Genomic DNA, 19220 nt, shown 5'->3' with positions numbered 1-19220 from the left:
ACGACGAAAAGTACGTTTCCCCCGTTAAGATCCGATCACTGTGGTGTGACAGATGATAACAAAACTAAAGGGTATCGACGGTGAGACTACACGTAGCTATGACAGAGCCGTTCGTCTGCAAACCGTCGGATGTCGATTCGTTCGACGTGCCACACCACGAGGAAACGAATTCACGGGAACTGATCAATCCCTCCCGCGGATCGGACGATGTCGTCTTCCGACTCACGAGTATGGGTCCAGGAGGGCAGGACTACTGGCACGCCCACGAGGACTCCGAGCAGTTAATTTTCGTTCGTTCTGGAACGGGGTCAATTCGGATCAGTCACCCCGACGACGAAGACGACCAGGAAACACACGACCTCGAACCCGAGTCGTTCGTCTACTTGCCGCGTGATGCGTACCATCAGGTGACGAACACGGGCGAGGAAATCCTGGAACTCATCGTCATCTGGACACCCCCGTACGAATCGCTGGACGAGTGGGCTCCGGAGAACAACTGACCGATGATGGATACCGTGGGCGTTGTCGGACTCGGAAACATCGGCGGTCGCGTCGCCGAAGTATTGCTCGCCGAATACGAAGCCGTCCTCTTCGACATCGACGAAAACCGACTCAAGGAGCTGGCCGACCAGGGCGCACACGCGGCCGATTCCGGGGCCGACGTCGGCCGGCGCGCCGACGTTGTGCTCCTGTCGCTTCCGGCCGACGAAGCGCTCCTCGCGGCGACCCTCGACGACGACGGCGTCGTCGAAGGTTTGTCCGAGGGGGACGTCCTCATCGACACTAGCACAGTCTCACCGATGGCCTCGAAACGGGTTGCGGATGCCTGTGCCGAGGCTGGGATCGAATTCCTCGACGCGCCGGTCAGCGGTGGCGCACGAAACGCGGCAACGGGGTCGCTCACGATGCTTGTCGGCGGCCCGGCGGAGACCCTTGACGCCGTTCGGCCCGTCCTCGAAACCATCGGCGAGACGATCCACCACGTAGGCGAGACCGGCGCCGGCGCCTCACTCAAGGTCATCAACAACTACATGTTCGGGATGAACCAGCTCGTATTGAGCGAGGGGCTGGCAATGGCTCGGGCATCCGGAATCGACGACGAGGTATTCGCCGAAACCGTCGCGGACGCCTCCGGGGCGTCCTACGCCCTCGATCGGAACATGGAACGCTTCATTCTCCCTGACGAGTTCGACTCTGAGTTCACGCTCTCACTCATGTGTAAGGACGTGACGCTCGCTGAGCGGTTCGCGGCCGATCACGAGGTCTCTCTGTTACTCGGCGGCGCCAGCGGCCTCTACCGACTCGCCGAGCGGTTGGGGTACGGCGATCTCGACGCTTCGGCGGTCGTGAAACTTCTCGTGGACGAGTAACTCGACGCGCGTCTCACGAGCCTCACCCGGTAGCGGGCATCCCATAGCTTTATTCTGAGACCGCTCGAACCTGCGTTGTATGGTCGAGATTCCGATAGATACTGTAGAGCTGTCTGCACAGCAGCACCTGGTCCAGGACAGCATTCGTGGCATCTGCAGCGAGTTCGACGAAGAGTACTGGCGGCAGAAGGACAGAGACGGGGAGTACCCGAGCGAATTTGCCGAGATGCTGGCCGACGGGGGCTGGTTCGGCATCCTCATCCCCGAGGAGTACGGCGGTGCCGGGATGGGAACCCCTGAGACCGTCGTCATGTTCGAAGAGATCGCAGCGAACGGCGGCGGGTTCAGCGCGGCTCAGGCAATCCACGGCGGTATTTATAACAGCGCACCGCTAGTCAAGTACGGCAGCGAGGAACTGAAGGAGGACTTGCTCCCCAGGGTCGCCGAGGGGGAGACGGCAATCCAGTCGTTCGGACTCACTGAGCCAAACGCGGGGTCTGACTCGACAGCGATGGAAACCACCGCCGAGAGGGATGGCGACGAATACGTCATCAACGGGCAGAAGATTTGGATCTCTCGGGTTGACGAGAGTGACTACATCCTGTTGATGGCCCGAACGACGCCCAGGGAGGAGGTCGACAAACGGACGCGGGGGATTTCGATGTTCCTCGTCGACATCGAGAACGCGCTTGATGGAGGCGGTCTGGAGATGAAGTCTATTCCGAAGACGGCAAGCAACTTCGTCCACTCCTTCGAACTCTGGTTCAACGATCTTCGTATCCCAGCGGAGAACCTCGTCGGTGAGGAGGGCAACGGCTTCTACCAGATGCTCGATGGACTGAACGAGGAGCGACTGGTCATCGCCGCTGAGTGTATCGGCCTGGGCGAATTAGCAATCGACAGCGGCGTCCGATACGCGCGTGAACGCGAGGTATTCGGTCGTCAAATCGGGAAAAACCAGGCGATTCAGCATCCGTTCGCAGAGGCGTATGCGAACGTACAAGCGGCGAAGTCTCTAACCTACACCGCGGCAAACGCCGTCGCTAACGGCTCCGAGAGGGAGATTGGGACGCGAGCGAACATGGCGAAATTCCTGGCCGCAGAGGCGGCGTTCGACGCCGCCGACGCCGCCGTTCAGGCCCACGGCGGGTTCGGCGTGGCCCGCGAGTATGACGTCGAGCGCTACTTCAGGGAAGCGCGGTTGACCCGACTGGTTCCCATCGCACAGCAGCTCGTCCTGAACTACATCGGCGAAAAGGTTCTGGGACTCCCACGGTCGTACTGAACCGGGATCGAAGTCGCCCAATCGTACCGTCGAGCGGGTTGACCTCATTGGTGGGCAGTTTTATACCAGTGTCCGCCAAAGAGGGCTATATGTCCGAAAAGAGTGATCGCCGTCTCGTTAACGGATGGCACGGACGCTACTACGAGGATTTCGAAGTAGGCGATGTCTACAAGCATCCTTACGGTCGAACGGTGACCGAGACCGACGACGTGTGGATAACCAATGTCACGATGAATCTCAATCCGATGCATTTCAACGAGGCCTACGCTTCCCGGACGGAGTTCGGAGAGCGCCTCGTCAACGGGTTGGTCGTTATCGCTATGGCGGTCGGCATGAGCGTCATCGACGTGTCGATGAACGCTACGGCGAACCTCGGATACGACGATGTTCGACACCATGCCCCGGTCTTCCACGGCGACACGCTGTTCGCCGAGAGTGAGGTCGTCGAGAAACGCGACAGCGAATCGCGCGACCATGTGGGAATCGTCACGACCGAACTGCGCGCGTATAACCAGGACGACGAACTGGTGCTTTCGCTCGAACGGAGCGGAATGCTCCTGACGCGCGAGTACGCCCGCCCCTCGGCCGCCCAGCCGCCAGGCTGGCCGGAAGGTATCGGCGTTCAACCGTCGGACCTCACCACAGAGGAGTAACAGCAGCATGGAGATCACAGAACGCCTCAGTGACGACCACGAAGTTACAGATGCAGCGAGGGCGGCCGCGACGATTCCGGCGGACGCAACGCTCGCTGTGAGCGGTTTCGGGAGTGTCGGTTACCCAAAAGAAATCCCTCTGGCGCTGGCCAATGACGACCGCGACCTGTCGCTATCCATCATCAGCGGCGGCAGCGTCGGAAACGAGATTGACACAGCGCTCGTTGAAGCCGACGCCATCTCTCGACGGTACACCTACCAGGCGCGAACGGCCTCACGTGAGGCAGTTAACGACCGGCAGATCGCCTTTCAGGATAGGCACATCGCCCGGTTAGGCGAAGACGTGTTGCTTGGACATCTCCCGAAACCGAACGTGGCTATCGTCGAAGCAATCGCGGTCGGAGACGGATGGTTCGTCCCGTCGACGTCGATCGGCCAGACGCGTGCGTTCGTCGAGGCGGCCGACCGGCTCATTGTCGAGATTAATTACGAGCAGCCGCTTTCCCTACAGGCGTTTCATGACGTGTATCGGGTAGGCCTCCCGCCGCGGAGCGAATCTATCCCGCTCTCGTCACCCGGCGAACGGATTGGCAATCCGATGATATCGTTCGAACAGGAGAAACTGGAAGCTGTCGTCGAAACGAACGTCCGCGATCAACCGTACGAGTTCCGCGACCCGACGCCAGTCGATGAAGCGATCGCCGAGAACCTCACGGACTTCCTCAAAACCGAGTGTACCCAAAACCCCGCCATGGCCGAACGCATTCACTTACAGTTCGGTGTCGGCGGTCTCGGAAATGCGCTCATGGGCGCATTTCGTTCCGTCGACTTCGGTGGCCGCGACATCGTGTATTACGGGGAAGTCATCCAGGACGGACTGCTCGACATGCTCGACGCCGGGAAACTCGAAGTCGCGAGTGCGACTTCGTTCGCGCTCTCCGAGGAGGGCCAGGATAGATTGTTCGACAACGCGGAACGGTACGCCAAAAACGTGATTCTCCGACCGGCTTCGCTCTCGAACAGACCGGAACTCGTAGACAAGTTCGGCGTCGTCTCGGTCAACAGCGCGCTCGAAGTGGACCTATACGGACACGCGAACTCGACGCACATCAATGGATCGCAGATCGTCAACGGGATTGGCGGCAGCGGCGACTTCACCCGGAACGGTCAAGTTTCGGTGATTGCGCTGTCCTCGACCGCCGCCGACGGAAGCATCTCCCGAATCGTGCCGATGGTTCCGCACGTCGATCATACAGAGCACGACTTCGGAATCGTTGTGACTGAACATGGCGTCGCGGACCTGCGCGCGCTATCGCCCCGCGAGTGTGCGGAGGTTCTCGTTGATGAGTGTGCAGACCCGACATTCCGTGACGATTTATCGGCCTATCTGAAGCGAGCCGACTGCGGACGCGGACACATCCCGCATGATCTCGAATCCGTCTTCACCTGGACGACCAACACGTGAGGAACCACGTCTCGCGTGGATTTCCGCTGGATGCGTTCTGAGATGACGCGTCAGTTCGCTATTGTCGAATACGGGCGACCACCGGGCGAATTCTAGAGACCTCGCAAAGCGACCTGTGCCCACCGAGCACACGCAACGGTTTCGGAGCGATAACGTCCTGCGCTGCTAGCGTCCTCCTGAGAGGATGAATTTCCTGTCCCAGCCTAGAGGACACCGGTTCGGATCGACAAGCGGGTTCGTATTGTCACAACGTATCGAGACGAGCAAGTTTGCCACTTCGTGGCTTGTTTCAGGTCGTTCTCGGCCAATCGGGGAGTCGGTAACTCGTACCGAACCACATGGTAACGCGGCCTCGAACGGAACGTAGAAGCACGTTCGAAAGTCGTTCCGTAATTCGGAACACCTGTATAGGTAGTTACCACTGTTGATTTCTGTGCTTAGCTGTATTAGCCAAAATTCACCACGAACGTCCGATTCAAATCTAAAAACCGTGAATATGAAGAACACTATCGCGGCATCAATAGGACTAGTACCCATATGCGACGATGTGGAACGGTATTCGCCAACATCCCACATATGCCGCAACTGACGCTCCGATAGGATAGGGCATTTGAGCAGGGAAGGTAGTGGGAGTACTAACATTTCTACTGATCGCTGGTAATACAGCATAACAATCGTACTGGTGTTATCGTCAGGTGTGCCCTGGTTCGATGGATCGTAGAATCAATTCGATTCTACCGTCCGTAACCGACGCAACGTCGGTCTATTCTGAGCGGTCAATCGTGGTTCGAAATCGTTGTGAGTGCCATCCTCGGGTCTTGCGAGAAGGACATAGGTATTCGTTGGATCTTGTCTGCATCACGCTCGATACAATCGCTATCGATCAGTAGATTCGGTCGTTGAACAGTACCATCATTGCTGCGATCACGTCGGATTTGTTCTCATCTCCTCCCTAACCAACTATTACAACGTTATGTTTGTAACCCATATAGGACATCGATTGAATTCGAGAATTACGTTGGCCTGTATACGGAGACTGAACGTACACGCCCCTGTTCGAGACATTGAAACGCGGTCTGCTGGGTATATCTGAAGTGAGACGCATTCCAATATCTTTCACAGGTCATTTTGAAGTCGAATTGATGTAATTTCATGTCGTGCGTTCTGGTCCTACGCCATCGAAAATTTCAGTCGAACCAACCACTCAATCGTGAGAGCATGATTAAAACAGTTTGAACACAAAGAGGTACGTCGTTTTACCTGGTGGTTGATACGATCGCTACTGTCTCGATTTACGTGCCGTTCGTTTCTGAAATCGAGACCATATCGTTGACAGGCGTAGTTCAACGATCGGTCGCTACGAACGATAGCCACAGCGTCGTCTGCGCCGTGTTTCTTGGATAGTTCCTACTGGAAGGTACTCGCAAGAGCCTTGTTTCTGGTCGGATCGAGCTTCGTATGCAGGAAATCGTTTGGGGCTGAATCACAGAGACGTACAGCCACCATTGTCCATCGTTGAATCGTATCGACGTCTCATCAACTGAAGCGTGATCTGTGCTTCTTCTAGACTCGAGCTCTAAGTCTGCTTTGCGGGTCCAATTATGGATAGTCGAGTATACCAGTTCAACACCGAATGTGTAGAAGATTGGACTAGTGATTTGGATTGATAAAATGTCACCATAGGCACCGTCTACTCTGGCACCTCCGTTGGCGTCTGTTCGTTGAGTAATTGATATGGTCGTTGATTGTTATAGTAGTGTACAAACTGTTCAATCTATCTTTTGACGCTCACCCGACTTCCTGCCCACGTGTTATGAAAACGGTCAATCCATATATTCAACGTGTGAACCCACTTCTCGATCGGGTTCTGCTTGACGTAGTTGAGGTGATCGCTCAATCCAGATCGGCAAAGGGCAGTGAGATAGCCGTAGCCATCGATGAGAATCAGAACGTCAGTGAGCTCGTGGTTCTCGGTCAATCGGTACAGGAACGCAGCGGCTGGATCGGTGCTTCGTCGTCCAAAGACTGCGACATTGAGGAGTGACCGAGAGTCGATTTCTATTGCATCATACACCCAATACAAGTCGCTGTTGATCTCGACAGCGGTCTCATCAACCGCGACCCGTGAGAGTTTCGCCCTCGGCGGGTCTGGTATGCTGTCAGCCAGTCGATTCACCCACTGACAGATGACCTAGTGAAACCGTTCAACGCCGAGTAAGCGGAGAATCGCTTGTATCTCTCAAAGTGAACAACCGGTCGTGTGAAGGTGGATGATGAACACCCTGGCGCAATCGCCGTCCGCTCGCGCTCCCACCATTCATCAAATTCCGCTGCGTATGACCGCTGAGCAGGTCCGTGAGCATCATTCCAAACTACTTCCACGACCTGCTCGTTCCTCAAACTGGCCTAACTAGATACTGCCATTGAGCTACTGATATCATACTCCCGAGATACACGAACGCTCTCGTTACAATACCAGTCACGGTCTCGCTTGATTAGCTACTTTCGAACGAGTTTTCGGCTCTATATACGATCTGCATCGGGAGACCAAGACAATCAGTTGGCGGGTCCTCAGGGAGCGTCTGTCGCTCGTACTCGTCCGCCGAGGCTGCGACGGCTAAAGCCATCGCATCAAGGACGTCATCGGGGTCAATAGCGCTAACTTTGAAATCCTCCGCACGGTCTACGAGGTCGCGGCTGATTGCGCGGAACATCTCGCCAGGCTCATCAATAACGTTCTCCAGAGCTGAAAGGCGTTCTCCGAATCCGATTGCGCTCGCTTTCGAGTACTGGAGTTGATCACTAGCGAACGCAGCGAAGCACACTTCTGGATGTGCTTCATCTATTCGTTCGCGCCGGAGTTGCCGTTCATCGTCGTCATCAGGCGTGAGAAATGAGTCGATTTCGTCGATACCGGGGGCGATGTGGTACGCCTGGATCGAGAGGCCCTTCTCAACGATTTTTCGGTTCGTGTTCGAAACCGTCTCGTGTGATCGATCTTGGGTAGCTTCCTGCGCGGCCTGCCGTGCTGGCGGCGTAAATACGCTCGAGGACCTTGATCCGAGAACGCGGCGTGCGAACGTGTCACAGTCGCGGCCTCGCTCACCAGTTTCGTCGTCGTTTTCATCATAAAGCCCAATCGGGACGTCAACGAGCATCTGATTCGTGGTGGCGATGTTTGTTTTGCGATGAAGATGCATCTCGCATTCGGGGTATCAACCCAGACTGTTGGGATACAATCGATTTGAGCAATTCACGCTGTACGCCAGTTTCACAGATTCGAGGAGAAAGCCCACGACTTCAGTCGTGGGGGTAGTCACGATTTTCAATTAGCTACTGTTAAGTAGTGGGTGTGCGGCATGTACTCCAATGCGAGAGCTTGTCACGATGTGGCGGGATACGCGGATGATCATGCTCGTCGCGGTCGTCGCGGCGGTGTACGTTGCACTGTTGATTCCCTTCGCCGGGTTCGTCATCATCCCCGGCATAACGGCCGTCCGGCCAGGAAACGTTATTCCAGTGATCTTCGGACTTATGTTCGGCCCAGCGGCCGCGTGGGGGTCGGCCATTGGTAATCTGATCAACGACATCTTCGCGGGACAGTTCGGCCCCGGCAGCGCGTTCGGGTTCGTTGGGAACTTCTTCTTCGGCCTGATCGGCTACAAGCTCTGGGGGAACCTTGGCCCGCTCTCGAGCAACGTCGAACCCGACTTCCGTGAGCGTCCTGTCCGCCAGTTCGTCGAGTTCGTCCTGATCGCCGTCGCCGCCTCCGCCGTGTGTGCGGCAATCATCGCCTGGGGACTCGAACTGCTGGGACTGTTCCCCTTCTCGGTGCTCGGGACGATCATCTTCCTGAACAACACGATCGCCGCACTCATCCTCGGACCGCCGCTTTTGTATCTGACTTACCCGCGGATCAAGTCGATGGGACTGTTGTACCCTGATCTCCTCCACGCCGATGATCTTCCGGAGGCAGGGGCGACACGCGCTCAGACCGCCGCTGTCGGCCTCCTGTTGGTCGCGATCGCCTGGTTAGCCGTCGGGATCGCCATCTCGCTGGGGCTTCAGGACGTCCCGTTCGCCGCTGATCAGGCCGAAACCTTCGGCGAAGGTGGGGCGACCCTCCAGATCGCCCTCGGCGCGATTGCGTTCCTGATCGTGCTCGGTCTGACGGCAATTTCGGGCGAACGTCTCTCGAAGCTGCTAGGCTAACCCGGGTCACTTTAGTCACTGACCCACCCTGTAGCTGATATCATGGACACCGACTCTGACGCGACGGCGGCCACGCTCCAGGAGGTGGTCTTCTCTTACGATCGGGAGTTCGAACTTCCACCAGCCGAGTCGTTCACCGACGACGCGGCCTACGACCCCGACAAGCGGGACGGGGCGGTCCTGAGGGGGCTCGACCTTGAAATCGCCACGGGGACGTTCACCGTCGTAATGGGCGCCAGCGGCGGGGGGAAATCGACGCTGTTGCGGACGTTCAACGCGATCATCCCCAACTTCATCACTGGCTCATTCGCCGGCGACGTCGAAGTGATTGGCCGGGATGCGACCGCCGCACGCGTCCCCGAGATGGCCGCCACCGTCGGTATGGTCCTTCAGGATTACGAGGCACAACTGTTCGGGACGAGCGTCGATAGTGAACTTGCCTTCGGCCCCGAGAACCTCGCGGTTCCACCCGAAGAAATTGGCCCGCGGACCGCCCATGCCCTCGAGACCGTCGGTCTCGAAGAACTCGATCGCCGACGGCCGCCGGACGCTCTCTCTGGCGGACAGAAACAGCGTCTCGTCTTCGGGGGCGTCGTTGCCAACCAGCCCGAGTTGCTCCTGCTCGACGAGCCGACGAGCGACCTCGATCCGGCCGGAAGCCGCGACACCCTGGAGGTGATCCGTTCTCTCGCCACTCACGACGGGAAGAGTGGACCGGGCGGGTGGGAGGGCCCGGAGACGATTGTCTTGGTCACCCACGAGATTGAGGAGGCGCTACTGGCCGATCACGTCGTTCTGTTGCGGGCCGGCCGGGTGTTCCGGCAGGGGCCCGCCCGGGAGGTGTTCACCGACTCCGAGGCGCTGCGCACCGCTCGCGTCGCCGTCCCTCCGGTTGTCGACGTATTCGACCGCCTCGGCTGGCCCCGTGAAGACCGCCCGCTGTTCGTCGACGAGGCAGTCCCCGCGGTCGCCGACAGCGACCTCGAGTGGACGCCCCCCGCAAGGAAGGGAGACGCCCCGATCGGCGCTCCTGCCGGCACCGGGACTGATCCCGGCGACGTTGTCTTCGACCTTGAGGGGGTCGTCCACGAGTACGAGACCGACCGGGAGACGATTCGCGCGGTTGACGACGTTGACCTCACGATTCACGACAGAGAGGTCGTCGCGATCGTCGGCCACAACGGCAGCGGGAAGACGACGCTTGCGAAGCACCTCAACGGGCTGCTCACCCCCGATGTTGGTAGCGCGCGTTGGCGGGGTCTGGAGGTCGGTGACCGCTCGATGAGCGAGATCGGACGGTCGATCGGCTACGTCTTCCAGAACCCGGACCACCAGATATTTGCCGACACTGTCGCCGACGAGGTCGCCTTCGGCCCCGAGAACTTCGGGATGACTGGCGAGGAACTCGAGGCTGCCGTCTCCGAGGCGCTCGCGACGGTCGAACTCGACGGCCTCGAGGAGGCAGATCCGTTCACTCTCTCGAAGGGCCAGCGCCAGCGGGTCGCCCTGGCGTCGATTCTGGCGACTGATCCCGAGGTGATCGTCTTCGACGAGCCGACGACCGGCCTCGATGCGACTCAACGCGCGAGATTCATGGATCTCGTTGCCCGGCTCAACCGCGAGCAGGGGCTCACCGTCGTGATGGTTACCCACAGCATGCACACCGTCGCGCGCTACGCGCCTCGGACAGTCGTGATGGCCGACGGGGAGAAGGTATTCGATGGCACGACGCGGGAACTGTTCGCCGACGAGTCGCTGCTCGGCCGCTGGGAACTCGAGCCACCCCAGTCGGTCGCCCTTTCGAACCGACTGGCCCGTCAGAGCGGCCAGTCGGACGCCCTCCCCGCCCTCTCGGTCGCCGAAGTCGTCGACGGTCTCGGGGGCGAGGAAACAGGCGAACCGCGGGTGGCCAGACGGTCCGAACCACCACTTGGCGAGGATCTCGGGGGTGAGGAGTCATGAGCGCCTCGCCGTCGCTGTACGTCGACCGGGAGACGTTCCTCCACCGGCTGAACGCCCGCTCGAAGCTCGCGCTCATCACGGGCGTGTTTGTGGCGGCGTACGTCTTCGGCGACCCGCGTTGGGTGTTCGTTCCGCTTGCGGCAACGTTTCTCGCACTCGTAGCCGTCGGTGGCTGGCCGAACTTCAAGCGACTGTCGTTCATCGTCGTCGCACTTTTCCTGATCGGCTTTGCCGTCTGGCCGGCGTTCACCCATGGAGGCGGGGCGCCCCTTCTCGAGACGCCCCTGGGCACCCTCACCGAACGGGAGGTGCTGTTCGCACTCGGGCGCTCCGAGCGGATCGCCGCGTTCATCGTTGGCGGGTTGCTGTTCGTCACAACCACCTCCAACGAAGAGATCGTCGCCGGGATGCGCTCGCTCGGCCTGCCCTACGCGTTCTGTTTCGCCGTCGGCACCGCCCTGCGGCTGTTCCCGACGTTTCTGGGGTCGGCCAACACAGTCCGGCAGGCCCAGGCCGCCCGCGGCCACGAACCCGGCGGACGCAACCCCGTCACCCTGCTGCGGAGTTACATCCCGCTTATGATTCCAGTGTTCATGACCGCGATTCGTAACGTCCAGACCCAGGCGATGGCCCTCGAGGCCCGCGGATTCGACACACGTGGCGAGCGCTCGTTCTACAACAAACAGCCGTTCACGGCGGCCGATTGGGCGACAGCTGGGTTTGGCATCGCACTCGCGGTCGGCGCGATTGCCCTGCGTCTACAGGGCTACGGGACGGTTTAGATCCACTTGCCGCCGAACCAGGTGGGCGTCCCCGCGTACGTGAACGCGTCAACCGCGGGAATGAGCCCCGTGAAGTACACCCCCCGGGCGCAGGACGTACCGGCGCGAATCCAGCCCGAGGTCACCACGATCACGACAAGGAGTTTTAGCATCCATATCTCGAGATAGTTTATCAGTTGGTCGGCGCTCGGACGAAAAACGGGTAACCGACGGGCGGGGTGCCAGCGTTTATGCGTCGGCGGTACCGTGAGTAGGATATGACGGACGACACCGATCCGCTCGCATGGACGCGCGATTACACACCGATTCTCCGATCGCTGGCCGCCGAGTACGGCGAGACGCAGCCGTTGGCCGGCTACAGCGTCGCGTTAGCCTCCCACCTCGAGCAAAAGACGGGCGTGCTGGTCGAGACGCTTCGGGACGCCGGCGCAACGGTACTCGTCACCGGAAGCGAGCCCCACAGCACGAAGGCGGCGGTCGTCGACGCCCTCCGTGACCAGGACGGTATCGAAACGTTCGTCGAGGCCGGGATGAGCGACGAAGAGTGGGCCGCCGGTCAACACGAACTACTCGAGCGCGAGCCGGATTTCATCCTCGACGACGGCTGTGAGCTGATCGTGAAAGTCCACGCCGACCACCCCGAAATCGCGGAAACGGTACTCGGCGGTGGCGAGCAGACGACCGCCGGCATCACCCGCCTCGAGGCGATGGAGGCCGACGACATGCTCTCGTTTCCCGTCTACGGCGTCAACGACACGCCGATGAAACACTATTTCGACAACGTCCATGGCACCGGGGAATCCTCGCTGTCGAACGTGATGATCACGACGAACACGATGCTCTCGGGGAAGACCGTCGTTGTCGCCGGCTACGGCTACTGCGGGCGTGGCATCGCCCGAAAGGCCAGGGGAATGGGCGCCCAGACGATCGTAACCGAGGTCGACCCGCGCAAGGCGCTCGAGGCACACATGGACGGCCACCGACTCGCACAAATGGCTGAGGCTGCCCGTGAGGCCGACTACGTAATCACCTCCACCGGGAATCGCGACGTCGTTCGCGGGGACCACCTGGACGCGCTGCCCGACGGCGTGATCCTCGCGAACGCCGGCCACTTCGACGTCGAAATCGTCGTCGCGGATATCGAGGCTGCCGCCGACCGGGTCACCGAACCGCGCGACGGAGTCACCCGCTATCACCTCCCCGACGGTCGCCGGATCAACGTCCTCGCAGACGGCCGTCTCGTCAACCTCACCGGCCCGCACAGCAATGGACACCCTGCCGAGGTGATGGACACGACGTTTGCGATGATGTTTGAAGCGGCCCGCGATATGTTAGCGAGCGAGGGGAAAGACCTGACACCAGGACTGTACGCGATGCCCGACCGCCTCGACCGGGCCGTCGCCAACCGCAAACTCGAGACGCTCGACGTCGAAATCGACGATCTCACCGAACACCAGCGCGAGTACTACGAGGACTGGGAACACGCTGATAGCGCCTTTTGAGACGAGCACGGCGCAGAGGACGCAGTTTCCACTGTGGACTATCCCGCTCAGCGTCGAAGGCTAGCGGGTACCGGAGCGCGTATTTCCATCGACTTCCCCGATATCCAGCGCAAGCGCACGCTATTTCACGATCGGAAGCAAGTGCAGAACGCGGGGAAGGACAGCTCCCACGACACGCTAAAGTGGAACCTGGAAGTCTTTGGAGGGGCAACTGAAGGAGACAGGTGTTTTCCGTTGGTTTTCGATAGTATGCCAAAATGGGTGAGCAGAAACATCTGGAGATGACTATAGAGACGAATTCACAGAATTACCAGACATGGTTAACCAACACAGGATGGTTGCCTCGTGCATGTTGGTTAATTGCGTGGGTTGAACACACCTTATGTGCGATCTAAATTACTGAGAGGAGTTACAAGGAGCACCTCTGTCGATTTGTTCAGAGCAGCCCGAGTCGGCAGGGACACACCCCTATCGACTTGTTTATCGCACTCACCGGGAATCGTTGCGAAGTTGAGTCTCTCTCTGCTTAGGTAAGCGATTCAAGCGTAGAATAACGTTTCAGCAATTTTCACAGCCGTATCGATGGAACTCTTTTCCGTAGTCATGGTACAGCACTAGGTTTATACAGCTCGCAGCGCTTCCTTCACGTATGAGCCTCGAAGAGACAGTCGACTACCTCGCCGAGGAACTCGATCTCGAGCGAAGTGATCACGTCCGAGAGGTCGGTCAGTCGGTCGCAGAGCTTCGCGACTGATCAAAACAATTCTCTGAAATCCCGTTCGACGAGTCCAAACTCCAAATAGTCGATGAACTCCTGCTTTCGCCCCCAATTCCTCGAGGAAATCCTTAGGTTCCTGTGAGAACCGGACGCTCGAAATAATCCCTCGATTATCGCGTTTTCGAACAAATTGGATTTACAGGTTGTTTATTCAGCAGGAGGAGCAATCATCTCCCGTACGAACAGGAGATATTCCTCTGCAACCCACTCGCCTCGACCAGTAAGGGCGTACTCCTTCCGGCGTTTGTCTTTTTCTTTCGTCTGCTTGGTGATCAGTCCAGAGTCGACCATCCGGTCGAGGCTCGGGTACAACCGTCCATGATTGATGTCTTCAGGGTAGAGGTCTTCGAGGGCGTTCTGGAGAGTTACTCCTTCGACGGGACCGAATCGGTGGATGAGACAGAGGAGATGGGTCTGGAAGGCGGTGAGGTCTGTCGGAATATTATACGTCGAAAATTCCATTGGCCCTGCCGATGGAGGGTTTCGGCCGCTTGCCCCCTCCTCGTCTGGTGGGTTTGAATCAGCCATATGCTTCCATCCTAGTACCAATGCTTAAAATTCTATGCTTCAATCCAGATTGGACTCGATAATTATCATGTTTCACATAGAAAAAGCAAAGCGATTTGCTGAGATTCTTCGTTTCACGAAATATTTTCGTTGTCTCTATTGGGTTAGAGTGGCTCTGTTGAAGGCCTTGGAAATTGATAGGAGGTGCCTGATGAATCCAAAGAATGAGTTTAGCACGATCGAATTGTTTGTTTCACCTCGTGTGGAATGAATGTATTTCCCAGTAGAAGTGCCTACTGTGCGGTTTCAAATTCCTGCTCTTGGCTACGTGATCCGCTCAGTAACGAGCTGACCGGAATCATGTACTCGCACATCGTACTGATAGCGTTGTGAACCGTCAAATCTACAGTAACAGCGCTGTCACCGTTGTTCCCGGTGACGAATTGGTCAAGTGCTGTGGATCAATTTGATCATAGAGCGTGGTCCCAAGGTCAGTTGGCGAGTCCGTTGGATCGACGTCCTCAATGGTAGCGATGGCTTCCAAGATTGCAATGCTGGCCGGTGTATCTCCGTCGTATTGATGCTCAACACGCATCGAGGCATCTGTCTCTTCAGAGGGGGTGGGATTTTTCGGGGGATACTATGAGTAACTCATAATCCTTACACACGAAGTGGGGTGGTACTGCCGGGTGCCTTGCAGGCCTGTCGCTTCAATTCACCGGCCATAATCCCTCCGAGGGTTCAACGTGGCATCCTCGGCGTCCACTGACACGCGGCGGCCCCTGAGCAGCAACCAGCCGATCAAGACGATCTCGCCGACGAAGGTCACGATGGTCACCTGGAGCGAGTAGTCGGCGACAAGGACGGCACCAATGCTGTCGATGGCGTAACCGAACCCGGCGATAGCGAGGAGGATTCCAATGAGCGTCGACACATAGTCCGCCCGGTACGCTAGGTAACCGAGTAGGAGCAGGTGCACGGCGAACAGCAGCAGGCCGGCGTTCCAAATGTCGTTGAAGGCGTTGATGTCGAGCATGGCCTGTGCATGGAGTTGGTCAGTCGTGTAGGCGGCCGGCGCGTCGGGGTCGGTCAGCGTCCCGATTACGCCGACGAGCTGGCTGATTGCGACGACGAAGACGCCGGCGTAGACGACGCGAAAGAGCAAGGCGAGCTGCGAAATGCGCCTGTTCACCGGCTCGAAGACGGTGTACAGCGCCCACGCGACGATCACGTCGAGGATCGCGACGGCGAGCAAGCCTGCGATCCCGAGACGGAACATCCCCGCGGCGTCCTGGATGGCGAGGGCGGTCGCCGTGGCGTCGCCGGGCGTCACGAGCCCCTTCACAACGACGAGCGTGCCAAAGAGCGCGGGGACGAGCATCAATATGAGACCGATGCCGCCGATTACGCTCGCCGACCGCACCGATCGATCTGTTCTGTCGCCGCCCGGTACCGCATCTGATGCCTCCGGTATGAAGTTCATCGGTAATGTAGACGCACGCGGCGTCGAAGAGCGTTTTTTAGGATATAGCCGTTCCATTTATCGTGGCGTGGCGCGATAGCTTGGCGTGAAACACCTTCGGGCCACCGTCCGGGCGGACCGAGAGGACGCACCGCCCATCTTCGCGTTGCTCGCGCATTCGCCGTCCATCGAGGAAGGGCGCGTCCTAGAGATGATGACGGCGCTCGATGACTACAAGACGTTCTTCGTGGCAATCGACGGTGACGTGACCGCCCTGGCTGCCGAGGCCTCGGACATTCAAGCGATTGAGGCCGTCGAGACCGTCCACGTAGGCGAGGACGCCGGCTACGTCCTCGTCGTCATCAAGCCGCAGGGGGAGCCACTGGTCGAAGCTCAACGCCACGAAACAGGCGTTCACGGCGTGATCCCGCGGATGCCGGTCGTCTACCGCGACGGAATGATGCGTGCCCGCGTCATCGGCGACCCCGCCCAGCTCCAGGAGATGTTCGAGCATGATCCGGTGGACATGGTGGTCACCATCGAGGAGATCGGCGAATTCCGCGGAAACATCGACACCGCATGGGCGAGTCTCAGCGCTCGCCAATGCGAAGCTCTCGAGATCGCCGCCGACCTCGGATACTACGAACAGCCCCGCGGTGCCACGCTGAAAGAGATCGCCGCCGAGCTCGGCTGTGCGCCACAGACGGCGAGCGATCACCTCCAGAAGGCGGAGGGAAAAGTGATCACCGCGGCGCTCGACGAGTTCGGTCCCCTAAAGTAGGAGTCGGTCGACCGACACTTCCCGGTGGGCGCCCAATCGGACCGTATCACACCACGTCGATGACCACGTTACCCGTTTTCCGTCCACTCTCGACGTATCGATGAGCGTCGGCGATCTCGTCGAGCGGATATCGCCTGTCGACGACCGCTCTCACTTCGCCCGCTTCGACGAGTTCGACGAGGGCCTCCACGTCCTCGGGCGCGTACCCGGCGAGGGACGAGATGACGATTCTCTCGCCGGTTAAGTTCGTCCAACCACCCCTGATTCGCCCGAGCAGCGTTGGATTGCCCAGGACGTAGCGACCATCGATCGACAGACAGCGCAGTGTGCGCGAAAACGGACTCGTACCCACGACGTCGACGACGACGTCGTAGCGCTCGCCGCGGTCGGTGAACTCCTCTCGCGTGTAATCGACGACGTAGTTCGCCCCGAGCGAGCGCAGCACGTCCAGCTTCTCTCCGCTATCAACACACGTCACGTCGGCTCCCCAGGCCGTAGCGATCTGGACGGCGTACGTGCCGATGCTGCCACCGGCCCCGTTGATCAGGACCGCGTCGCCGTCCTCCACGTTCGCGCTCCGCAGGAAGTGCATCGCGTTCAGTCCGCCCGTCGGCAGCGTGACGGCCTCCTCGACGGTCATGGGTTCCGGTATCCTCGCGATGGGATACGACTCGGGGAGACAGACGTACTCGGCAGCCCCGCCGAACCGGAACGACGTCGCGGCGAACACCTGGTCGCCCGGCACGAATCGCGTCACGTCGTCGCCGACCGATTCGATCTCCCCGGCGACCTCCTGCCCGGGGACGACCCGATTCCCCTTCCAGAGCTTCACGTAGAGCCAGACTGGGAGCCGAAAGGAGAGCGGGAGGTCGAGCCGTCGGAACTCGCAGTCGCCCGCGGTCACGGTCGTCGCACGGGTCCGTATCAGCACCTCGTCGTCCGCGGGTGTCGGCTTCTCGACCGCCGTGAGTTCGAGGACGTCGGGCGAGCCAAAGCCACGCATGACGACGGCCCGCATCTCTCTGGTTTCAATCATCGCTGGCAGCTTGTTCCCGGCGACAGGCTCGTCGTCTCCGTCGTCGTTCTGGGGCGCTCACGCCCGTGACCAGAAGCCCCGCAATCCTCGAGAACGCTCCAACGGTCGCCAGTATCGGTCGGACGGTGACGACTGCCTCCAGCACCGGCCCGATGACAGCGATTGACTCGACGCTCGGGAGCCTGGTCATTTTACTCGAAACGAACTGAATCATCCTAAACGTGCCGGTCTGCTCCCATTTTCGTCGTACGGCGGCACAATCCCGTGACAGATCCACACTTTGTATCTTGCAGAGGCACAACGAACTACCGAGCTGCTGTCAGAAGTGGTGTGCAAGATACAGAGGATGGATGCAGCACGGTAGCACTGTTTATTTCACACACTCAGCCCGGAACCAACCGCTACATACGGGTGCTTACTGGTTGTGTCACCCAATTATATCTGGCTTTGAATTATGGCCAGTGATCAACACTATTGCGAGAGACTGATTGGATTTGCTGGCTTCAAGAGAGATTCTTCGTTTCTTCCGCGAAGCGAGCTACGGGTTATTCATCGTCGACCACTCGAGCCATCCCTCAACGTGGTCAATTTTCGCGGGATCGCATCGTGGATAGGGGAAGTAGACTGTTTGCGTGTCTCCCGGAGCGAGATCGTCAAAAAATTCAGTACTTTTGCCAGCGTATGCCACTGTCGTCTCATCGAGGTACGCCTTCAGGTGTGGGTATAGCCTGACATCCTTCGTGTGATCATTGGTAACTGTCCCAGCGTATCCATACACCGAAACGTCAGCGTACGTTCCAATCTGGCCCCACTCCCCATCAATCGTTGCGTACTCCTCAGGGACAGTCCCGATATCGTCAACCCCGCCTTCTTCGACGGTGAGCGAATACCCATCTATCGCGTTGGGCTCGCCTTCAGAAGTCACCACCGTGAACAAATACGTCTCGTCCTCAGCAACGCGGAATCCTGTATCCTTTGCATGGGACTCGTCGGAAAATTCTGCTTGGACCTCCGGAAAACTCCCATCTTCCCTCGCCGCAATTCGACCACGAACGCCGTATCGACCGCTCTCTGTGTCTCTGAAAAACTCGTGATCCGTCACGAGTTCCGCGTATAATCCCTCAATATCCGATTCGAGAGATTCACCTTCGGCACAGATTGGGGTGAAATCGTCGTCGAACGTCTCCGTGGCAACCGTCTCGACGTCTCGGTCATCCTCGGGGGTCAAATCAGTTCCGTCATCCGGACTTGAATCACGTGAAAGACACCCCGCTACGCCAGCAGCTGGTACCGTGAGCAATCCAAGTAGATACCGTCGTCGTCTCATTTGTTGAATTATTTAGACTCGCCCGGAAATAGTTATTTGGATAACTAAAAGAGGAGTTGTAGGTACTCCTGTGAGAGATGCGTAGTCTTGGCTGGACA

At 58.8% G+C, this 19220-nt stretch carries 17 protein-coding genes and 1 pseudogene; 10 read left to right on the top strand and 8 right to left on the bottom strand.

All coding sequences use genetic code 11. The features are described from left to right. Positions 1-98 precede the first annotated feature (98 nt). The 5 genes from NGM15_RS18125 to scpC all read left to right on the top strand — a co-directional run bounded on the left by NGM15_RS18125 (position 99) and on the right by scpC (position 4773). On the top strand, positions 99-500 hold the full coding sequence (locus tag NGM15_RS18125) for a cupin domain-containing protein (protein ID WP_253438577.1): 402 nt from the start codon (positions 99-101) through the stop codon (positions 498-500). Positions 501-503: 3 nt separating this feature from the next. After that, positions 504-1370, top strand: coding sequence for an NAD(P)-dependent oxidoreductase (locus tag NGM15_RS18120; protein WP_253438574.1), 867 nt, complete (start codon positions 504-506; stop codon positions 1368-1370). 79 nt (positions 1371-1449) lie between these two features. After that, complete coding sequence (locus NGM15_RS18115; protein ID WP_253438571.1) at positions 1450-2655, top strand: acyl-CoA dehydrogenase family protein; 1206 nt, start codon at positions 1450-1452, stop codon at positions 2653-2655. 89 nt (positions 2656-2744) lie between these two features. Further along, positions 2745-3308, top strand: a complete 564-nt coding sequence (locus tag NGM15_RS18110) for a MaoC family dehydratase (protein ID WP_253438568.1) — start codon at positions 2745-2747, stop codon at positions 3306-3308. Between the two features lie 7 nt (positions 3309-3315). After that, positions 3316-4773, top strand: a complete 1458-nt coding sequence (scpC, locus tag NGM15_RS18105) for a succinyl-CoA:acetate CoA-transferase ScpC (RefSeq protein ID WP_253438565.1) — start codon at positions 3316-3318, stop codon at positions 4771-4773. A gap of 1690 nt (positions 4774-6463) precedes the next feature. Here the strand turns inward: scpC and NGM15_RS18100 are convergent. Both NGM15_RS18100 and NGM15_RS18095 read right to left on the bottom strand, forming a co-directional pair. Next, a pseudogene (locus tag NGM15_RS18100) lies at positions 6464-7136 on the bottom strand (IS6 family transposase). Between the two features lie 132 nt (positions 7137-7268). Further along, positions 7269-7931: a DUF429 domain-containing protein gene (locus tag NGM15_RS18095; protein WP_253438562.1), complete on the bottom strand. Its 663-nt coding sequence runs from the start codon at positions 7929-7931 to the stop codon at positions 7269-7271. 211 nt (positions 7932-8142) lie between these two features. Here NGM15_RS18095 and NGM15_RS18090 point away from each other — a divergent pair, with 211 nt between their 5' ends. Genes NGM15_RS18090 through NGM15_RS18080 form a run of 3 tightly spaced genes read left to right on the top strand, consistent with a single transcriptional unit; the run spans position 8143 to position 11729 of the window. Further along, positions 8143-8985, top strand: coding sequence for a QueT transporter family protein (locus NGM15_RS18090; protein ID WP_253438559.1), 843 nt, complete (start codon positions 8143-8145; stop codon positions 8983-8985). Between the two features lie 42 nt (positions 8986-9027). Beyond that, positions 9028-10947 (top strand): ABC transporter ATP-binding protein, encoded by a 1920-nt coding sequence (locus NGM15_RS18085; protein WP_253438556.1) that lies wholly within the window; start codon positions 9028-9030, stop codon positions 10945-10947. Continuing rightward, the gene (locus NGM15_RS18080) at positions 10944-11729 is read left to right on the top strand and encodes an energy-coupling factor transporter transmembrane component T family protein (protein WP_253438553.1); all 786 of its coding nucleotides are present in this window, start codon (positions 10944-10946) and stop codon (positions 11727-11729) included. The genes NGM15_RS18085 and NGM15_RS18080 overlap by 4 nt, the downstream gene beginning before the upstream one ends. Here the strand turns inward: NGM15_RS18080 and NGM15_RS18075 are convergent. Next, positions 11726-11881, bottom strand: a complete 156-nt coding sequence (locus tag NGM15_RS18075; RefSeq protein ID WP_253438550.1) for a hypothetical protein — start codon at positions 11879-11881, stop codon at positions 11726-11728. The genes NGM15_RS18080 and NGM15_RS18075 overlap by 4 nt on opposite strands. 105 nt (positions 11882-11986) lie before the next feature. Between NGM15_RS18075 and NGM15_RS18070 the strand changes: the two genes are divergently transcribed. Then, positions 11987-13231, top strand: a complete 1245-nt coding sequence (locus NGM15_RS18070; protein WP_253438548.1) for an adenosylhomocysteinase — start codon at positions 11987-11989, stop codon at positions 13229-13231. 925 nt (positions 13232-14156) lie between these two features. Here the strand turns inward: NGM15_RS18070 and NGM15_RS18065 are convergent. From NGM15_RS18065 to NGM15_RS18055, 3 genes are all read right to left on the bottom strand, one after another. Continuing rightward, positions 14157-14537, bottom strand: a complete 381-nt coding sequence (locus NGM15_RS18065) for a PadR family transcriptional regulator (protein ID WP_253438546.1) — start codon at positions 14535-14537, stop codon at positions 14157-14159. Positions 14538-14919: 382 nt separating this feature from the next. Further along, a complete protein-coding gene (locus NGM15_RS18060) occupies positions 14920-15111 on the bottom strand; it encodes a HalOD1 output domain-containing protein (RefSeq protein ID WP_253438543.1) in 192 nt (63 codons plus the stop codon). 120 nt (positions 15112-15231) lie between these two features. Then, on the bottom strand, positions 15232-15999 hold the full coding sequence (locus NGM15_RS18055; RefSeq protein WP_253438540.1) for a DUF4386 domain-containing protein: 768 nt from the start codon (positions 15997-15999) through the stop codon (positions 15232-15234). An 85-nt stretch (positions 16000-16084) separates the two neighbouring features. Here NGM15_RS18055 and NGM15_RS18050 point away from each other — a divergent pair, with 85 nt between their 5' ends. Next, complete coding sequence (locus NGM15_RS18050) at positions 16085-16759, top strand: helix-turn-helix domain-containing protein (RefSeq protein WP_253438537.1); 675 nt, start codon at positions 16085-16087, stop codon at positions 16757-16759. A gap of 46 nt (positions 16760-16805) precedes the next feature. Here the strand turns inward: NGM15_RS18050 and NGM15_RS18045 are convergent, their stop codons facing one another. Together NGM15_RS18045 and NGM15_RS18040 are read right to left on the bottom strand one after the other, a co-directional pair. Continuing rightward, complete coding sequence (locus NGM15_RS18045) at positions 16806-17795, bottom strand: NAD(P)-dependent alcohol dehydrogenase (RefSeq protein WP_253438534.1); 990 nt, start codon at positions 17793-17795, stop codon at positions 16806-16808. 538 nt (positions 17796-18333) lie between these two features. Next, entirely contained in the window at positions 18334-19122 is a 789-nt protein-coding gene (locus NGM15_RS18040) for a hypothetical protein (RefSeq protein ID WP_253438532.1), read from the bottom strand. Between the last annotated feature and the right edge of the window lie 98 nt (positions 19123-19220).

This window comes from Natronosalvus halobius, from assembly GCF_024138145.1.
In the GTDB taxonomy this organism is placed as follows: domain Archaea; phylum Halobacteriota; class Halobacteria; order Halobacteriales; family Natrialbaceae; genus Natronosalvus; species Natronosalvus halobius.
This window is presented reverse-complemented; position numbering and strand designations above follow the sequence as displayed.

Bases quoted from the DNA above. Each gene is read 5' to 3' on its own strand.
- NGM15_RS18095 (WP_253438562.1), bottom strand. From the start codon at position 7,931: ATGCTCGTTGACGTCCCGATTGGGCTTTATGATGAAAACGACGACGAA.
- NGM15_RS18090 (WP_253438559.1), top strand. From the start codon at position 8,143: ATGCGAGAGCTTGTCACGATGTGGCGGGATACGCGGATGATCATGCTC.
- NGM15_RS18040 (WP_253438532.1), bottom strand. From the start codon at position 19,122: ATGAGACGACGACGGTATCTACTTGGATTGCTCACGGTACCAGCTGCT.
- NGM15_RS18085 (WP_253438556.1), top strand. From the start codon at position 9,028: ATGGACACCGACTCTGACGCGACGGCGGCCACGCTCCAGGAGGTGGTC.
- NGM15_RS18125 (WP_253438577.1), top strand. From the start codon at position 99: ATGACAGAGCCGTTCGTCTGCAAACCGTCGGATGTCGATTCGTTCGAC.
- NGM15_RS18115 (WP_253438571.1), top strand. From the start codon at position 1,450: ATGGTCGAGATTCCGATAGATACTGTAGAGCTGTCTGCACAGCAGCAC.
- scpC (WP_253438565.1), top strand. From the start codon at position 3,316: ATGGAGATCACAGAACGCCTCAGTGACGACCACGAAGTTACAGATGCA.
- NGM15_RS18070 (WP_253438548.1), top strand. From the start codon at position 11,987: ATGACGGACGACACCGATCCGCTCGCATGGACGCGCGATTACACACCG.
- NGM15_RS18120 (WP_253438574.1), top strand. From the start codon at position 504: ATGATGGATACCGTGGGCGTTGTCGGACTCGGAAACATCGGCGGTCGC.
- NGM15_RS18080 (WP_253438553.1), top strand. From the start codon at position 10,944: ATGAGCGCCTCGCCGTCGCTGTACGTCGACCGGGAGACGTTCCTCCAC.
- NGM15_RS18060 (WP_253438543.1), bottom strand. From the start codon at position 15,111: ATGCGTGTTGAGCATCAATACGACGGAGATACACCGGCCAGCATTGCA.
- NGM15_RS18045 (WP_253438534.1), bottom strand. From the start codon at position 17,795: ATGATTGAAACCAGAGAGATGCGGGCCGTCGTCATGCGTGGCTTTGGC.
- NGM15_RS18055 (WP_253438540.1), bottom strand. From the start codon at position 15,999: ATGAACTTCATACCGGAGGCATCAGATGCGGTACCGGGCGGCGACAGA.
- NGM15_RS18110 (WP_253438568.1), top strand. From the start codon at position 2,745: ATGTCCGAAAAGAGTGATCGCCGTCTCGTTAACGGATGGCACGGACGC.
- NGM15_RS18075 (WP_253438550.1), bottom strand. From the start codon at position 11,881: ATGCTAAAACTCCTTGTCGTGATCGTGGTGACCTCGGGCTGGATTCGC.
- NGM15_RS18065 (WP_253438546.1), bottom strand. From the start codon at position 14,537: ATGGCTGATTCAAACCCACCAGACGAGGAGGGGGCAAGCGGCCGAAAC.